General features: G+C 70.6%; 12 protein-coding genes. 9 read left to right on the top strand and 3 right to left on the bottom strand.

Annotation, left to right across the window (positions count from 1 at the left end; translation table 11 throughout):
* The first annotated feature begins 282 nt into the window (after positions 1–282).
* Positions 283–3,321, top strand: coding sequence for an isoleucine--tRNA ligase (gene ileS / locus BM175_RS09710; RefSeq protein ID WP_090962487.1), 3,039 nt, complete (start codon positions 283–285; stop codon positions 3,319–3,321).
* Between the two features lie 180 nt (positions 3,322–3,501).
* The gene (locus tag BM175_RS09715) at positions 3,502–4,173 is read left to right on the top strand and encodes a hypothetical protein (protein WP_090962491.1); all 672 of its coding nucleotides are present in this window, start codon (positions 3,502–3,504) and stop codon (positions 4,171–4,173) included.
* Positions 4,174–4,180: 7 nt separating this feature from the next.
* Here the strand turns inward: BM175_RS09715 and BM175_RS09720 are convergent, their stop codons facing one another.
* Positions 4,181–4,630, bottom strand: a complete 450-nt coding sequence (locus tag BM175_RS09720; protein WP_244545948.1) for a nucleoside deaminase — start codon at positions 4,628–4,630, stop codon at positions 4,181–4,183.
* Positions 4,631–4,698: 68 nt separating this feature from the next.
* Between BM175_RS09720 and BM175_RS09725 the strand changes: the two genes are divergently transcribed.
* From BM175_RS09725 to BM175_RS09745, 5 genes are all read left to right on the top strand, one after another.
* Complete coding sequence (locus BM175_RS09725) at positions 4,699–7,059, top strand: pseudouridine synthase (protein WP_090962493.1); 2,361 nt, start codon at positions 4,699–4,701, stop codon at positions 7,057–7,059.
* A gap of 12 nt (positions 7,060–7,071) precedes the next feature.
* Entirely contained in the window at positions 7,072–7,629 is a 558-nt protein-coding gene (locus BM175_RS09730) for an RsmD family RNA methyltransferase (protein WP_090962496.1), read from the top strand.
* 143 nt (positions 7,630–7,772) lie between these two features.
* The gene (locus tag BM175_RS09735; RefSeq protein WP_090962498.1) at positions 7,773–9,299 is read left to right on the top strand and encodes a M16 family metallopeptidase; all 1,527 of its coding nucleotides are present in this window, start codon (positions 7,773–7,775) and stop codon (positions 9,297–9,299) included.
* Positions 9,300–9,325: 26 nt separating this feature from the next.
* Positions 9,326–10,657, top strand: a complete 1,332-nt coding sequence (locus BM175_RS09740; RefSeq protein WP_090962500.1) for a M16 family metallopeptidase — start codon at positions 9,326–9,328, stop codon at positions 10,655–10,657.
* A gap of 8 nt (positions 10,658–10,665) precedes the next feature.
* Positions 10,666–11,583: a patatin-like phospholipase family protein gene (locus BM175_RS09745; RefSeq protein WP_244545949.1), complete on the top strand. Its 918-nt coding sequence runs from the start codon at positions 10,666–10,668 to the stop codon at positions 11,581–11,583.
* On the opposite strand, the gene BM175_RS09750 is transcribed toward BM175_RS09745, so the two are convergent.
* Positions 11,549–12,592, bottom strand: a complete 1,044-nt coding sequence (locus tag BM175_RS09750) for a DNA topoisomerase IB (RefSeq protein ID WP_090962503.1) — start codon at positions 12,590–12,592, stop codon at positions 11,549–11,551. The genes BM175_RS09745 and BM175_RS09750 overlap by 35 nt on opposite strands.
* Before the next feature lie 170 nt (positions 12,593–12,762).
* On the opposite strand from BM175_RS09750, the gene BM175_RS09755 reads away from it, so the two are divergent.
* Entirely contained in the window at positions 12,763–12,987 is a 225-nt protein-coding gene (locus BM175_RS09755; protein WP_090962506.1) for a hypervirulence associated TUDOR domain-containing protein, read from the top strand.
* A gap of 41 nt (positions 12,988–13,028) precedes the next feature.
* Here BM175_RS09755 and BM175_RS09760 read toward each other — a convergent pair whose 3' ends face one another.
* Positions 13,029–14,867 carry a monovalent cation:proton antiporter-2 (CPA2) family protein gene (locus tag BM175_RS09760; RefSeq protein ID WP_090962509.1) on the bottom strand — a complete coding sequence of 613 codons (1,839 nt, stop codon included), beginning with the start codon at positions 14,865–14,867 and terminating at the stop codon, positions 13,029–13,031.
* 117 nt (positions 14,868–14,984) lie between these two features.
* Here BM175_RS09760 and BM175_RS09765 point away from each other — a divergent pair, with 117 nt between their 5' ends.
* Positions 14,985–16,322, top strand: coding sequence for a TldD/PmbA family protein (locus BM175_RS09765; protein WP_090962511.1), 1,338 nt, complete (start codon positions 14,985–14,987; stop codon positions 16,320–16,322).

Below are 16,322 nucleotides of genomic sequence, written 5' to 3' on the forward strand. Positions count from 1 at the left end.
AAGTCCTTGGAACCGGGCCACTCCCTTTGATAGGAAGCGGCAATGGACAGAACGGCCGCCCTGCCGCCCGGCGCCCCCGCGCATGCCGGATCGCGAATTAGCCGCCCGGTTCCGCGCCGGCGCTGACAGGTGCCGCCGGAGCCGGGACGACGTGCCGCGCCCGGACCGCAAGTCTTCCGGGCCTTCCCCATGCCCCATCCCATGCCCTGATGCGTCGCCGCCCCGAAGCCATGAGGCTTCCCGTGTCCGCGCCGCGATGCAGCCCTGAACGAGTTTGCCGCCATGACCGAGCGTCCCGAGACCGACTATTCCAAGACCCTGTTCCTGCCGGAGACCGAGTTTCCGATGCGGGCGGGCCTGCCCCAGGCCGAGCCGCAGTGGATCGCCAAGTGGGACGAGATGGACCTCTACGGCACGCTGCGCCGCGAATCCGCCGGTCGTCCGAAATACGTCCTCCACGACGGCCCCCCTTACGCCAATGGCCATCTCCACATCGGGCATGCGCTGAACAAGGTGCTGAAGGACGTCATCACCCGCTCCTTCCAGATGCGGGGCTATGACTCCAACTACGTGCCCGGCTGGGACTGCCACGGCCTGCCGATCGAGTGGAAGATCGAGGAGGAGAACTACCGCGCCAAGGGTCGGCAGAAGCCGGACCTGACCGACTCGTCCGCCATGATCGCCTTCCGCCGCGAGTGCCGCGCCTATGCCGAACACTGGGTCGGCGTGCAATCGGACGAGTTCCGCCGCCTCGGCGTCGAGGGCGATTTCAAGAACCCCTACCTCACCATGAACTACGGGGCCGAGGCGGTGATCGCCGGCGAGCTCCTGAAGTTCGCCATGTCGGGCCAGCTCTACCGCGGCTCGAAGCCGGTGATGTGGTCGGTGGTCGAGAAGACCGCGCTCGCCGAGGCCGAGGTCGAGTACCAGGACTACGAGTCCGACACGATCTGGGTGAAGTTCGCTGTCCGCCCCGCCTCGAACGGCTTCACGCCGGCCTTCAACGGCGGCGTGTCGAGCTTCCCGAAGGCGGGCTCGCCCGATGTCGGCCCGCTCGACGGCGCGAGCGTCGTGATCTGGACGACGACTCCCTGGACCATCCCCGGCAACCGCGCCATCGCCTATTCGCCCCGCATCGCCTACGGCCTCTACGAAGTCACCGCACCGGACGATGCGGACAATCCGCGCTGGGCCGCGCACGGCGAGCGTCTCGTGCTCGCCGACGCGCTGGCCGCCGACGTCTTCGCCAAGGCCCGGCTGCCGGACGGCGGCGTCCGGCGTCTGCGCGACGTGTCCGCTGCCGACCTCGCCGCCCTTCTGTGCTACCATCCGCTGAAAGGCCTTGGCGGCGGCTACGGGTTCGCCGTGCCGCTGCTGGCTGGCGACCACGTGACCGACGACGCCGGCACGGGCTTCGTGCACACGGCGCCGAGCCACGGCCGCGAGGACTTCGAGGCCTGGACCTCGGCACGCCGCGAGATCGAGGCGCGCGGCATCGACGCATCGATCCCCTTCCCGGTGGACGACGACGGCTTCTACACCAAGGACGCACCGGGCTTCGGGCCGGATGCCGAGGGCGGAGCCGGCCGCGTCATCGACGACAAGGGCAAGAAGGGCGACGCCAACAAGCGGGTAATCGACGCGCTGGTGGCGGCCGGCCGGCTGCTCGCGCGCGGACGCCTCAAGCATTCCTATCCGCATTCCTGGCGCTCCAAGAAGCCGGTGATCTTCCGCAACACGCCGCAATGGTTCGTCCACATGGACAAGGACCTCGCCGGCTACGGGCTCGACGGAGCCAAGCCGTCGGGCGGGGACACGCTGCGCGGACGCGCCCTCAGCGCCATCGACGACACGCGCTTCGTGCCCGCCAGCGGGCAGAACCGTCTGCGCGGCATGATCGCCGACCGGCCGGACTGGGTCCTGTCGCGCCAGCGCGCCTGGGGCGTGCCGATCTGCGTCTTCGTCGACGAGGACGGGGAGGTCCTGAAGGACGAGGCGGTCAACGCACGCATCCGTGACGCCTTCGAGAAGGAGGGCGCCGACGCCTGGTTCGCCGAGGGCGCCAAAGAGCGCTTCCTCGGCAACGAGCACGACGCTGCCCGTTGGTCGATGGTCCGAGACATCCTCGACGTCTGGTTCGATTCCGGCTCGACCCACGCCTTCTGCCTGGAAAAGCGCGCCGACCTGAAGTGGCCGGCCGACCTCTATCTCGAAGGCTCCGACCAGCACCGCGGCTGGTTCCATTCCTCGCTGCTCGAAGCCTGCGGCACGCGCGGCCGCGCGCCCTACGACGCGGTGCTGACGCACGGCTTCGTGATGGACGAGGACGGGCGCAAGATGTCGAAGTCGCTCGGCAACGTCGTGACGCCGCAGGAGGTCATCTCGCAGTCCGGCGCCGACATCCTGCGCCTCTGGGTGGTCTCGTCCGACTATTCGGAGGACCTGCGCCTCGGCAAGACGATCCTCCAGACCAATGTCGACGCCTATCGCAAGCTGCGCAACACGGTGCGCTGGATGCTCGGCACGCTGGCGCACGACCGGGGCGACGACGTGCCGCTTGCCGAGATGCCCGAGCTCGAGCGCCTGATGCTCCACCGCCTCGCCGAGATCGAGGGCGTGGTCCTGAAGAGCTACGACGCCTTCGACTTCAAGCGCATTGCCCGCACGCTTCTCGACTTCATGGTGGTGGAGCTTTCGGCCTTCTACTTCGACATCCGCAAGGACGCGCTCTACTGCGACGCGCCGTCCTCGGTGCGCCGCCGGGCGGCGCTCCAGGTCGTGCGCATCCTCTTCGACCGCTTGGTAACGTGGCTGGCGCCGCTCCTGCCGTTCACGATGGAGGAGGCGTGGCTGAGCCGCTATCCGGAAGCACGCTCGGTGCATCTGGAAGCGTTCCGCGGCTGTGATCCCGTCTGGGTCGACGAGGCGCTGGCGGAGCGCTGGCGGCAGATCCGGCGCGTGCGCCGCGTCGTCACCGGCGCCCTGGAGGAAGAGCGCCGCGCCAAGCGCATCGGCTCCTCGCTGGAGGCGGCCCCCGTGGTGCATGTCGCGGACGCGGACCTGCGCACGCTTCTCGGCGAGATCGATCTCGCCGAGATCGCGATCACCAGCGACATCGCCCTCACCGGCCAGCCTGCGCCGGAGGGTGCCTTCACGCTGTCCGACACGCCGGGCATCGCGGTGGTGCCGACACGGGCGGAAGGGCAGAAATGCGCGCGCTCATGGAAGGTCTCGCCGCTCGTCGGCACGGACCCCGAGTATCCCGACGTCACGCCGCGCGACGCCGAGGCGCTGCGCGAACTCAAAGCAACGGCCGCCTGAGGTGCGGCCGTTGCCTCGTGGTAACGGAATCTTTGCCGTTTCTGGACTCGGACCGTGCTCTCGCCTAGAAGCTCTTCGTAAAATCGCCGGATTGTCCTGAGCAAAGGCGCGGGGGGAGGGGTCCCCGCGCGACCTCGATGGGGCCCGAGCGGTCACGAGACACAAGGGGAAACGCCCGGCATGACACACACCACCGTTCGCGTCGGCTCGCGCATGCTGGCTCTCGGCGCTGCCGCGCTGGCGCTCAGCGGCTGCATGGGTCCGACCTACGGCACGGGCACCAGCCAGGGCCAGCAGCTGTTCAACGACCTCGACGGCATGCTGACGCTGGGCTCCTCCAACCGGACGCGCGTCGACTACTCGCCCCGCCCCGAACTCGTGAAGTCGCAGAAGCGCGACGTGCTGCCACCGCCGCGCGTCGCGGCAAGCGCGAGCACGGATGCGAACTGGCCGGAATCGCCCGAGCAGCGCCGCGCCCGGCTGCGCGCCGCAGCGCCCGACGGCAGCGACGGCGCCCTTCCGGTCGCCTTCATGACCGCCGACAAGGAGGGCATGACGCGCGAGGAGGCGACCGTCAGCTCGACCGTCGGCAAGCGCGCCGAGATGGAAGGCAGCTGGATCTCGTCCAAGCAGATGGCCGGCCAGCGCGTCGCCGCCAACGAGCGCGCCCGCGTCGGACGCCAGGGCGATCCGACCCAGCGCCGCTACCTGTCGGAGCCGCCGCTGACCTACCGCCAGCCCGCCGCGACGGCGCCCGCCGGCGATCCCGGCGTCGACGAGGATGCCAAGGCTCGCAACGCCAACGGCACGAAGACCCTTGGCTCGAAGCTGAAGAGCCTCTGGCCCTTCTGACGCGGCGCTAGTCGCGCCGCGCGCGGAAGAAGTCGCGCAGGAGCGCGGCGGACTCCGTTTCACCGATGCCGGAATAGACCTCCGGCGCGTGGTGGCAGGTCGGCTGGGCGTAGAAGCGGGGACCGTGTTCCACCGCGCCGCCCTTCGCGTCGCCCGCGCCGAAGTAGAGCCGCCGGATGCGCGCGAACGAGATCGCCGCCGCACACATGGCGCAGGGCTCCAGCGTCACGTAGAGGTCGGCGCCGATCAGCCGCTCCGAGCCGATCGCCTCGCAGGCTCGGCGGATCGCCAAGATCTCGGCATGGGCCGTGGGGTCGAAGAGGGCGCGGGTCTCGTTGCCCCCGCGGCCGATGACCTGCCCGTCCAGCACCACCACGGCCCCCACCGGCGTCTCGCCGCGGGCCTCGGCGGACCGGGCCTCGACGAGCGCCTCATCCATGGAATTCAAGCGCGACATGCAAGGTCTCTCGTTTGATCGGCGGGAGTTTGCTATGCGTGCCGGAGAACACAAGGCATAGCGAAAAGATGAGCGACGAGAACCAGGGCGGCCGTTCGGGCCGCGGCGGTGCGGGCCGCGGCCCAGGCGGATCCAAGGGCGGGTCCGTGGGCGGTTCGGGTCCGCGCGGCGGCAAGCCCGGCGGATTCAAGGGCAAGCCGGGCGGCGCGGGCGGCGATCGGCCGGCCCGTCCCTTCCGGCCGCGCCCCGAGGGCGCCGAAGGCGAGGCGCGCGGCGAGCGCTCCGGCCCGAAGCGGTTCGGCGCCAAGCCGTTCCGCCCGCGCGAGGGCGAGGGCGGCGGAGGCGAGCGTCCGGCCCGCGCCTTCAAGCCGCGCGGCGAGCGCGCCGAGGGCGGCGATCGGCCGCCGCGCGGTGACCGCCCGTTCCGCCCGCGCGAGGAGGCCGGTGGAGAGCGCCCCGCCCGGTCCTTCAAGCCGCGTGGTGACCGCGCGGAGGGTGGCGAGCGCCCGTCCCGCGACCGGAGCGAGGGTGGTGATCGTCCCGCCCGCAACTTCAAGCCGCGCACCGAGGGCGGCGATCGGCCGTTCCGCCCTCGCGAGGAGAGCGGTGGAGAGCGTCCCGCCCGGTCGTTCAAGCCACGCGGTGACCGCGCGGAGGGTGGCGAGCGTCCGTTCCGCGACCGGAGCGAGGGCGGTGATCGTCCTGCCCGCAGCTTCAAGCCCCGCACCGAGGGCGGCGAGCGGCCGCCTCGCGGCGACCGTCCGTTCCGCCCGCGCGAGGAGGCCGGGGGCGAGCGTCCGGCCCGTGCCGTCCGCCCGCGCGAGGAGCGTTCCGAGGGCGGCGAGCGCGCGCCCCGCCGCGACGGCGTCAAGCCCTTCACGCCCCGCTCGCGCGGCATGTTCTCGCATGCCGGCGCCAAGCGCGAGGGCGAGGGCGGCGAGCGTCCGCGCTCCTACGGCCGCCTCAGCCACGACGGCGCCGAGACCCAGCGCCGTGCGCGCCCGATGGGCGAGCGGCCCCGCAGCGGGGCGACGGACGGCGAGGACGGCGCACCCGGCACGATGCGCATCGCCAAGCGGCTGGCACGTGCCGGCATCGCCTCGCGCCGCGACGCGGAAGGGATGATCGCCGACGGGCGCGTGACCTTGAACGGCAAGCGTCTCGACAGCCCGGCGCAGGACGTCACGAATTCGGATCGCATCGAGATCGACGGCAAGCCCCTGCCGCCGATCGAGCGCACGCGCCTCTGGCTCTTCCACAAGCCGGCCGGCAGCGTCACCACCAACCGCGACCCGGAAGGGCGCCCGACCGTGTTCGACCGCCTGCCGGCGGACATGCCGCGCGTCCTGACCGTCGGGCGGCTCGACATCAACACCGAGGGGCTCCTCCTTCTCACCAACGACGGCGGCCTTGCCCGCATCCTGGAGCTTCCCTCCACCGGCTGGCTGCGGCGCTACCGGGTGCGCGCGCATGGCGAGATCACGCAGGAGAAGCTCGACGAGCTGCGCCAGGGCATCGCGGTCGACGGCGTCTTCTATGGCGCGATCGAGGCGACGCTCGACCGCACGCAAGGATCGAACGTCTGGATGACGATCGGCCTGCGCGAGGGCAAGAACCGCGAGGTCAAGCGCGTGCTGGGCCATCTCGGCCTCGACGTGAACCGCCTGATCCGCCTGTCCTTTGGACCGTTCCAGCTCGGCGAGCTCGAAGAAGGCGCGGTGCAGGAGATCAAGGGGCGCATGCTGAAGGATCAGCTCGGGCCGACCCTGATCGAGGAAGCGGGCGCCGACTTCGACGCGCCGATCGTCAACCCGTTCTCCAACAAGCCGGTGGCCGCCGAGCGCCGCCGGCCAGAGGAGGGCGAGGAGACGCCGAAGCGCGCGGCCGGGGCGAAGAGCGAATGGGTGAGCAACTCGCCCGACAGCCCGCGCCCGAACCGGAAGAAGTTCGGCAACGCCAAGCGCGAGGAGGCCCTTGGCCGCCTCGACACGCAGGCGCCGCGCGCGCGCCGCGACGACGGCGAGAAGCGGTCGTTCGAGAAGCGCGAGACCAAGCCGTTTGGCGAGCGCAAGCCGCGCGCCTTCGGCGACAAGCCCGCCGGCGGGCGGGACCGCGACGGCGCGGACGCGGGCGATCGGCCGGCGCGCCGTCCGCCCTCGGCGCCCAAGCGCACCGCCAACGTCTGGATGGCGCCGGGCGCGCGCGCGGTCGGCGAGAAGACGAAAGCCGCCCGCGAGGAGCGCGCCGCCCGGCGCGCGGCCGAGGACGAGAGCCGCGGCAGCCGTCCGCCAAGAGGCAAGGGACGCTCCGGTGAAGGGCGCGGCGGCGATCGCCCGCGCACGGGCGGCGACAAGCCGTTCCCCCCGAAGGGCGACGGCCCGCGTTCGGGTCCGCGCTCCGGACCCCGGTCCAGCCCGCGCAAGGACTGACGGCGCGTGGCTATGCGCATCGTGGCGGGCGTCCTGAAGGGGCGTCCGCTCGCCACCCCCTCGACCGATGCGATCCGGCCCACCTCGGAGCGCCATCGCGGGGCGCTGTTCGACATTCTCGCCCATGGGCTCGGGGTGCGCTTCGAGGACGGGCGCGTCCTCGACCTTTTCGCCGGCACCGGGGCGCTCGGGCTGGAGGCGATGTCGCGCGGCTGCCGCTACGGCGTCTTCGTCGAGGAAAGCGCCGAGGGGCGCGGGCTGATCCGCACCAATATCGAGGCCTTCGGCCTTGGCGGCCGCACCAAGATCCTGCGGCGCGATGCCACGCGGCTCGGGGATGCCGGCACGATCGATCCGTTCGACCTCGTGCTTGCGGACCCGCCCTATGGCCGGCGTCTCGGCGAAGCGGCGCTGGCGGGCGCCCTCGCCGGTGGCTGGCTGGCCTCCCAAGCGGTCGTCGTCCTTGAGGAGGCGCTCGACGCGCCGTTCGAGCCGGTGCCCGGCCTCGATCTCCTCGACGAGCGGGCGATGGGCGAGACGCGCCTTCGCTTCCTGCGGCCCGCGGGCTGACGCCGGGACCAAGGCACGCCCTTACAAAATCGTAATTGGTGCCTTTTCTCGCGCTCCTCCATATCCCCGGAGGAACCGGGCATTCCGAGCCCCCGGAATTCCCGAGCCCCCCGGATTTCCCGAGCCCAAGGACACCCGCCTCGATGAGCTTCCCGATCCGACGTGCCGGCGTATCCGCGATCGCACTGGCGATCGCGCTGTCGACCCCGGTCTTCGCGCAAGGCACGCAGCCGGCGCCCGCCCCCGCGCCCGCGACAGCGGCGAGCCCCGCCGGCGAGGCGGCCGCCGCCAAGGCCGAGGCGATGCGCCCGGCGATCGAGAGCTTCACGCTCGACAACGGGCTGCAGGTCGTGGTGCTGCCCGACCACCGCGCGCCGATCGCCACCCAGATGATCTGGTACAAGGTCGGCTCCGCCGACGAGCCGAAAGGCGTGTCGGGCATCGCCCACTTCCTCGAGCACCTGATGTTCAAGGGCACGAAGACCCACAAGCAGGGCGAGTTCTCGGCTGCGGTTGCCGCGATCGGCGGCGAGGAGAACGCCTTCACCTCCTACGACTACACCGCCTACTACCAGCAGGTGCCGGTCGAGGCCCTGAAGGAGATGATGGGCTTCGAAGCCGACCGGATGGAGAACCTCGTCCTCACCGACGAGGTGGTGCTGCCCGAGCGCGACGTGATCCTCGAAGAGCGCCGCATGCGGATCGACAACGAGCCGGGCGCCCAGCTTTCGGAGGCCGTCGACGCCGCGCTCTTCCAGAACCACCCCTACGGCACGCCGGTGATCGGCTGGCGCAACGAGATGGAGAAGCTGTCGAGGCAGGACGCCATCGCCTTCTACGACCGCTTCTATACGCCGAACAACGCGACCCTCCTGATCGCCGGCGACGTGACGCTCGATCAGGTGAAGGCCTATGCCGAGGAGACCTTCGGCAAGGTGCCGCGCCGCGCCGATCCCGGCGTGCGCCAGCGCCCGCAGGAGCCCGAGCCGCTGGCCGCGCGCAGCGTCACCTTGCGCGACGCGCGCGTCACCCAGCCGAGCGTTCAGACGACCTACCTCGTGCCATCCGACAACAACGCCAAGCCCGGCGAGTCCGAAGCGCTCGATCTCCTCGCCGACATTCTCGGCGGCGGCACGACGAGCCGCCTCTACCGCGCGCTGGTGGTCGACCAGGGAATCGCGGCCGGCACGGGTTCCTACTACCAGGGCACCGCGCTCGACGACGGCCAGTTCATGACCTACGGCACGCCGCGAGGGGACGCCACGCTCGATCAGGTCGAGAAGGCGGTGAATGCGGAAGTCGAGAAGATCGCCCGCGACGGCGTGACGGCGGCCGAGCTCGAGGCTGCCAAGAACCGCGTGCGCAAGGCGCTGATCTACCAGCGCGACAACCAGACCTCGATGGCGCGGCGCTATGGCGCAGCGCTCTCCACCGGCGGCACGATCGAGAAGGTCGAGAGCTGGCCGGACCGCATCGAGGCGGTGACGGTCGATCAGGTGAACGCGGCCGCCAAGGCCTATCTCCAGCCGAAGCGCTCGGTCACCGGCTACCTTCTGCCGGCGGATGCCGAGACCAGCGCCGAGGCGAAGGCCCCTGCCGGATCGCCCGAGGCGGCCGGCGCGGTGGCCCCCACCGACGGCGCGCCGGTCCCCGGCGACACCCGCTCCTGACCCTTCGCGACGACGGATCCCCAGCCATGAACGCGCTTTTCAAGCCTTTCCGCCGCGCCACCGCCGTGTTCGGCCTGGTCGCCGGCCTGTCCTGCAGCCTCGTCTCGCTGGCCCAGGCCGTCGAGATCAAGGAGGTGACGAGCCCCGGCGGCATCCACGCCCTCCTCGTTGAGGACTATACCAACCCGTTGATCGCCATGCGCTTCGCCTTCAAGGGCGCGGGCTCGACGCAGGACGCGCCCGGCAAGGAGGGCACGGCGAACCTCCTGTCCGGTCTCCTCGACGAGGGCGCGGGCGACATCGACAGCGCGGCGTTCCAGGCCAAGCTCGATGAACTCGGCGTCTCGCTTTCGTTCGATTCGAGCTACGACAACTTCTCCGGCAACTTCCGCACCATCGTCGAGAACGAGGACGCGGCCTTCGACCTTCTGCGCCTTGCGGTCAACGAGCCGCGCTTCGATCAGGAGCCCGTCGAGCGCATCCGCGGCCAGCTTCTCGCCGGCATCGTGGCCAACGAGCAGGATCCCGGCACGCTGGCGGCCAAGGCCTTCCGCTCGACCGTCTTCCCCGGCCATCCCTATGCGCGCCCCTCGGAAGGCACGGTGGACACGCTGAAGACCGTGACCGCCGACGACCTGCGGGCCTTCCGCCAGAAGACGTTCGGCCGCGACAACCTCGTCGTCGGCGTCGTCGGGGCGATCGACGAGGCGACGCTGAAGAGGCGCCTCGACGAAATCTTCCTGCCGCTGCGCGAGAAGGCAGACCTCGTCCCGGTCGCCGACATCCAGCCGGTGACCGGCAAGCAGGACAACGTCGCGCTCAACCTGCCGCAGACGCAGATCCAGTTCGCGCTGCCGGGTGTGAAGCGCGATGCGCCGGAGTTCTTCGCCGCCTATCTCGCCAACCACATCCTCGGGGGCGGCACGTTCGATTCGCGCCTCTACAAGGAGATCCGCGAGAAGCGCGGCCTTGCCTACGGCGCGGGCTCGTATCTCACCAACTACGACCATGCCGCGATGCTGGCGGGCTCCACCGCCACCCGCGCCGACAAGGCGCAGGAGAGCATCGCGATCATCCGGGCCGAGCTGAAGCGCCTCGCCGACGAGGGCCCGAGCCAGGAAGAGCTCGACCGCGCCAAGGCTTTCGTGAAGGGCTCCTACGCCGTCCAGAACCTGTCGTCGTCGCTCTCGATCGCCTCGACGCTGGTCGGCATCCAGCTCGACGATCTCGGCACCGACTATATCGAGCGGCGCCAGGGCCTGATCGACGCGGTGACGCTGGACCAGGTGAAGGCCGAGGCCAAGCGGCTCCTGTCGGTCGATCCGACGATCATCACGGTCGGCCCGGCCGACGCCTGAGCCGCGGCGTGACCGTCTCCGATACCGAGCGGCCGTCCCTCGTGGGCGGCCGATCCGCGTCCGAGACCCGGATCGGTCTGGCGCTCGGCGGGGGCGGGGCGCGCGGGCTCGCCCATCTCCATGTGCTCGCCGCCTTCGAGGACCTCGGCCTTTCCCCGAGCCGTATCGCCGGCGCCTCGATCGGCGCGATCGTCGGGGCGGCGGCTGCGAGCGGCTTCTCGGCCGCCGCGATCGAGGACCACGTCCTTGCGGTGCTCGCCACGCGCCGGCACGTCTTCGGCACGCTCTGGCGCACCCGGCCGCCGACGCTCGCCGAATTCCGGGCCGAGGGGGGCTTTCGTCTCGGCCAGCTCAATGCCGAGCGGGTCGTCGGCGCCTTCCTGCCGCTCGGGCTGCCCATTGGCTTCGACGGGCTCGCCATCCCGCTGACCGTGATGGCGACGGATTTCTACGGCGGGCTCGAATGCGCCATCGAGGCGGGCGACCTCGTCAGCGCGCTCGCCGCCTCGGCGGCGCTCCCGGCGCTGTTCCGGCCGGTGCGGCGCGACGACTTGGTGCTGGTCGACGGCGGCATCACCAATCCCCTGCCGTTCGACGTCTTCGGTGGTTCGGTGACCCATGTCGTTGCCTGCGACGTCACCGGCGCGCCGGAGCGCGGGGTGCTGCCGCTGCCGACGCCGGTCGAGGCGATGTTCGGGGCCTCGCAGCTGATGATGTCGGCGGTGATCCGGGCAAAGCTCGCCTGCACCGCGCCCGACATCCTCGTGCAGCCGCCGGTCTCGCCGTACCGGGTGCTCGATTTCCTGCGCGCGCGCACGATCCTTCACGAGACGCGCGGCGTGCGCGAGGAGGTGAAGCGCCGGCTCGGCGACCTCCTCGACGTCCGGGGCGCTACTGCGTCGCCGCCTCTTCCAGAAAGCGCATGAGGCCGGTCTCGACCCGCGTCAGCCCCTCGCGCACCCGCCCCTTCATCAGGTCCGCCGGCAGGCGCTCCTCCTCGAAGGCCGCGACGATCTCGGGGTGAACGTAGGAGGCGCGCGCCACGGTCGGCGTGTTGCGCAGGAGTTCCGACACCGACTTCATGGCTTTGGCCACCGCCCGCTTGCGCTTGGGCGCCGTGTCCGCCTTCTCCGGCGTCACCTCCTCCAGAAGGAAGCGCAGCGCCTCGGCCGAGCCGTGGAAGGTGCGGAAGTCCTTGGCCGAGACTTTCTTGCCCGACGAGTCGCGCAGGTATTCGTTGAGGAGGGTGGCCGTCAGGTCCTTGGCCGCCGTCGCGCCCTTCTCGCGGAAGCGGAAGAGGCGCTTGGCGCCGCGCTCGCGGCGCATCCGGTCGAGCGAGCGCACCAGCGCCGGTTCGGCGATCTCGATGACATGCGCCTTGTTGGATTTGCCGACGAAGCGCAGTACGGCACGCTTCTTGGCGATCTTCAGGTTCTCGCGGCGCAGCGAGGCGACGCCGCGACCGCCGTCCTTGGCGTATTTCTCGTGGCCGGGGCGCATGGCGGCGACATCGATGAGGCGCGCGGCCACCGCCGCCGTGCCGCGCCGGTCGGTGCCCTGGCGTTTCAGGTCGCGGGCGATGCGCTTTCGCAGCTTCGGCAGCGCCCGGCCGAAGCGCAGGAGCCGCTCGGTCTTGACCGCGTTGCGCACGTTCACCCAGTCGTCGTGGTAGCGGTACTGCAGGCGCCCCTTCTCGTCGCGCCCGGTCGCCTGGATATGGCCGTTCTCCTCGACGCAGATCTTCACGTCGCGCCAGGCCGGCGGCAGCACCAGCTTCTTGATCCGCGCCTTCAGCGTCTTGTCGGTGATCGTCTCGCCATTGGTGAAGCAGATGCGCTGCCCGCGCCCGTGCGGATGGATCTCGACGCCGAAGTCGGCGGGATCGACGATGGTGAGGCCGAACCGTTCGGCGTGGAAGTCGAGGCGCTTGTTCATGGGGGCGGGGTTCACGTGGCGGATCAGCCGTCGGGAACGCGGCGTGGCGAAGCGCGGTTCCTGCCTCGTTGGGTGCGACCGAATGTCGGTGGACGACCGCTCGCAGGAGGGAACGCGACGGCCGGCTCGCGACTTGCCCACCCATCGAAACGGATCAGCGAGAGCTTGCGATGAGCACGGTTTCCAAGGGTGACACGGTCGAGTGGTCCTACGGCAAGGGCAAGGCCGAGGGGAAGGTCGAGGCGCGCTTCACCAAGAAGGTGACGAAGACGATCAAGGGCAAGGAGATCACGCGCAACGCGTCGAAGGACGAGCCCGCCGTCCTGGTGAAGGCCAAGACCGGCTCGAAGGCGCTGAAGAGCGAGAGCGAGGTTCACAAGAAGAAGGCGCACTGAGCCGCGCCTGACGGCTTGACGAAGACCGAGCCGGCCGGCCTTCAGGTTGGTCGGCTCTCGCTCGAGTTGGCGAGATGGGCGGGCGCCGCGCCCCGCGGCTGGCGCACCCGCGCGCCGTCACCCTTCGGCTTGGTGAGGGGCTCGGGCGACACGCGGCCGCGGCCGAGCACCGTCAAGCCGGTTCCGGCGGTGCGGGCCTGCTGGAGCGCCAGGCGCTCGGCGTCGCGCCGGCGCACGTCCTCGACGATGCGGCCGGCCTCCTCGCGATCGAGCCCCAGCGCTTCAAGCGTCTTGCCGCCGAAGCGCAGCGCTGATTCCAATGTTTCGCGCAGCTCGAACGTCACCCCCCGCTCGCGAAGCGAGAGCGAGTGGTTGCGGTCGTAGGAGCGCGCGAAGATCGCGACGTTCGGGAATTCCGAATGGATGAGGTCGACGATCGCGTTGGTGGTCTCCGGCTTGTTGGTGCAGACGGCGACGATCTTGACCTGCCGGATGCCCGCTGCCTCCAGCACCGAGCGCCGGAGCCCCGAGCCGAAATAGATCCGGAAGCCGAAGCGGCCGGCGGCGCGGATGCGCTCGGCCGAGGAATCGATGATCGTCATCTCCAGCCCGCTCGATAGCATGACCTGCGCGGCCATCTGGCCGAAGCGCGAGAAGCCGATCATCAGGACATCGGACTGCTCGGCGCCGGAGAAGTCCTCCACCATCTCGTCGGCCCGCTCCTCGTCCGGCACGAGGCGGCGCGCCAGCCGGTCGGCGAGCGGCGTCAGCGCCATGGAGAGCGTCACGATGGAGACGAGGATCGATCCGGTCGCCCCGTCGAGGATCGCCGAGGCGGTTGCCGCCGAGAACAGGACGAAGGCGAACTCGCCGCCCTGCGGCAGCACCAGCGACGTGCGCAGCGCCACGGCGTGGCTTTCGCCGAACAGGCGGCAGAGCGGGTAGAGGATCGCGGCCTTGGCCGCCATCAGCGCAGGAGCACCCAGAAGCACGATCCAGGCGTAGTCGGCGATGACAGTGAGATCGAGCGTCAGGCCGACGGCGATGAAGAACAGGCCGAGCAGCAGGCCGCGGAATGGGTCGATATTGGCTTCGAGCTCGTGGCGATAGGAGGACTCGGCCAGAAGGACGCCTGCGATGAAGGCGCCCATCGCCATCGAAAAGCCCGCAAGGCCCATCAGGAGCGCCGAAGCCAGCACCACGAAGAGTGCGGCCGCGATCATCACCTCGCGCGCGCCGGAATTCGCCAGCACCCGGAACAGGGGGTTGATCAGGTAGCGGCCGACCACGACGAGCGCCACTAGTGCGCCCACCGAGCGCGCCATCGCCCACGGGTCGAAGGCGGCGGTGCTGTCGGTGCCGGGCGCCAGCACCGGCAGGATGGCGAGCAGCGGCACGATCGCGAGATCCTGGAACAGGAGGATCGAGAACGAGGTCTGGCCGAAACGCAGGTTAATCTCGCCCGATTCCTCTAGAAGCTGCAGCGCGAAGGCGGTGGACGAGAGGGCGAGGCCGAAACCGATCACGACCGCCGCGTTCCAGCCGGGCAGGATCAGCGACAGACCGGCCGTCAGGATGCCGCCCGTCACCACGACCTGCGCGAGGCCGAGGCCGAAGATCTGCCGCCGCAGCGCCCAGAGGCGCGAGAGCTTCAGCTCCAGCCCGATGATGAAGAGGAGGAACACGACGCCGAGCTCGCCGATATGCAGAATCTCGTCCTGCCCGTGCTGCACGAGGCGAAGGATCGGCCCCATGACGATGCCGGCGAAGAGATAGCCGAGGATGGTGCCGAGCCCGATCCGCTTGAACAGCGTGCCGGCCACGATGCCGCCGCCGAGGATCAGGAGGATCTCGAGAAACAGCGGTGCGGTCTCTGCCATGGCCGGCTCCGGAGGATGACCGGCGCGGGCGCGCCGGGCGCGGCGGCTTGACGACGGCTTGAAGGCAGCCAATGGCATAATAGATGGTGCGGATGCAAAAGGTTCGGCGGTTTCCCCATGAATGACGACATCGGACGGCTCGAAGACCTCGGGGTACGCCTGATCGGGGCCGCGAGGCGGGCCGGTGCGGATGCGGCGGATGCCGCCGTGGTGCGCTCGCGCTCGCAGGGCGCGCAGGTGCGCATGGGCAAGCTGGAGGAGCTGGAATCCTCGGAGAGCGACGACCTGTCGCTGCGCGTCTTCGTCGGCGGGCGGGTCGCGACCGTCTCGGCCGACCTTCGCGCCGACATGGATCGCCTGGCTGAGCGCGCCGTCGCCATGGCGCGCGTCTCGCCAGAAGACCCCTATGCCGGCCTTGCCGACCCGGCGCTGCTTGCCCCCGACCGGCCCGACCTCGACCTCTTCGACCCGACCGAGATCTCGAGCGAGGCGCTGATCGATACGGCGCGCGAGATGGAGGACGCCGCGCTCGGCGTGCCGGGCGTCACGAAATCGGGCAGCGCCTCGGCGAGCTACGGCGTCACCGGGCTCGTGCTCGTCACCTCGACCGGCTTTTCCGGCTCGCGCCAGCGCTCCGGCTTCTCGCGCTCAGTCAGCGCGGTGGCGGGCGAGGGTACCGGCATGGAGCGGGACTACGACTTCGATTCACGCATCCATGCGGCCGATCTCGAGGACGCGACGGCCATCGGCCGGCGCGCCGGCGAGCGGGCGGTGCGCCGGGTCAACCCGCAGAAGGTGGCGACCGGCCGCTATCCGATCGTGCTCGATCCGCGCGTCTCGCGCGGGCTGATCGGTAGCCTTCTCGGCGCGATCAACGGCGCGGCGATCGCGCGCGGCACGAGCTTCCTGAAGAACCGCATGGGCGAGCGCGTGCTGCCGCCCGGCCTCGACCTCGTGGACGAGCCGCGCCTTCAGCGCCGCGCCGGCTCGCGTCCGTTCGACGGCGAGGGTGTCGGGGGCGAACGCCTCGCCCTCGTCGAGGACGGCGTGCTGCGCCACTGGATCCTCGACAGCGCCACGGCGCGCGAATTGAAGCTTCAGACCAACGGCCGCGCCTCGCGCTCGTCGTCCGGCGTCTCGCCCTCCTCGACCAACGTCACGCTGACGCCGGGCGCCCGGTCGCCGGAGGCGCTCGTCGCCGACACGCATTCGGGCATCTACGTCACCGAGATGATCGGCTCCGGCGCCAATCTCGTGACCGGCGACTATTCGCGCGGCGCGTCCGGCTTCCTGATCGAGAACGGCCGTCTGGCCGGTCCCGTGTCGGAGTTCACCGTCGCCGGCAACCTCCTCGACATGCTTGCCGCCATCGAGCCGGCCGACGATCGCGACGAGCGCTTCTCGGTCGTGGTGCCGACGCTGCGGATCGGCGAGATGACGGTGGCGGGACGCTGA

The organism is Aureimonas phyllosphaerae, from assembly GCF_900113065.1.
Lineage (GTDB): Bacteria > Pseudomonadota > Alphaproteobacteria > Rhizobiales > Rhizobiaceae > Aureimonas > Aureimonas phyllosphaerae.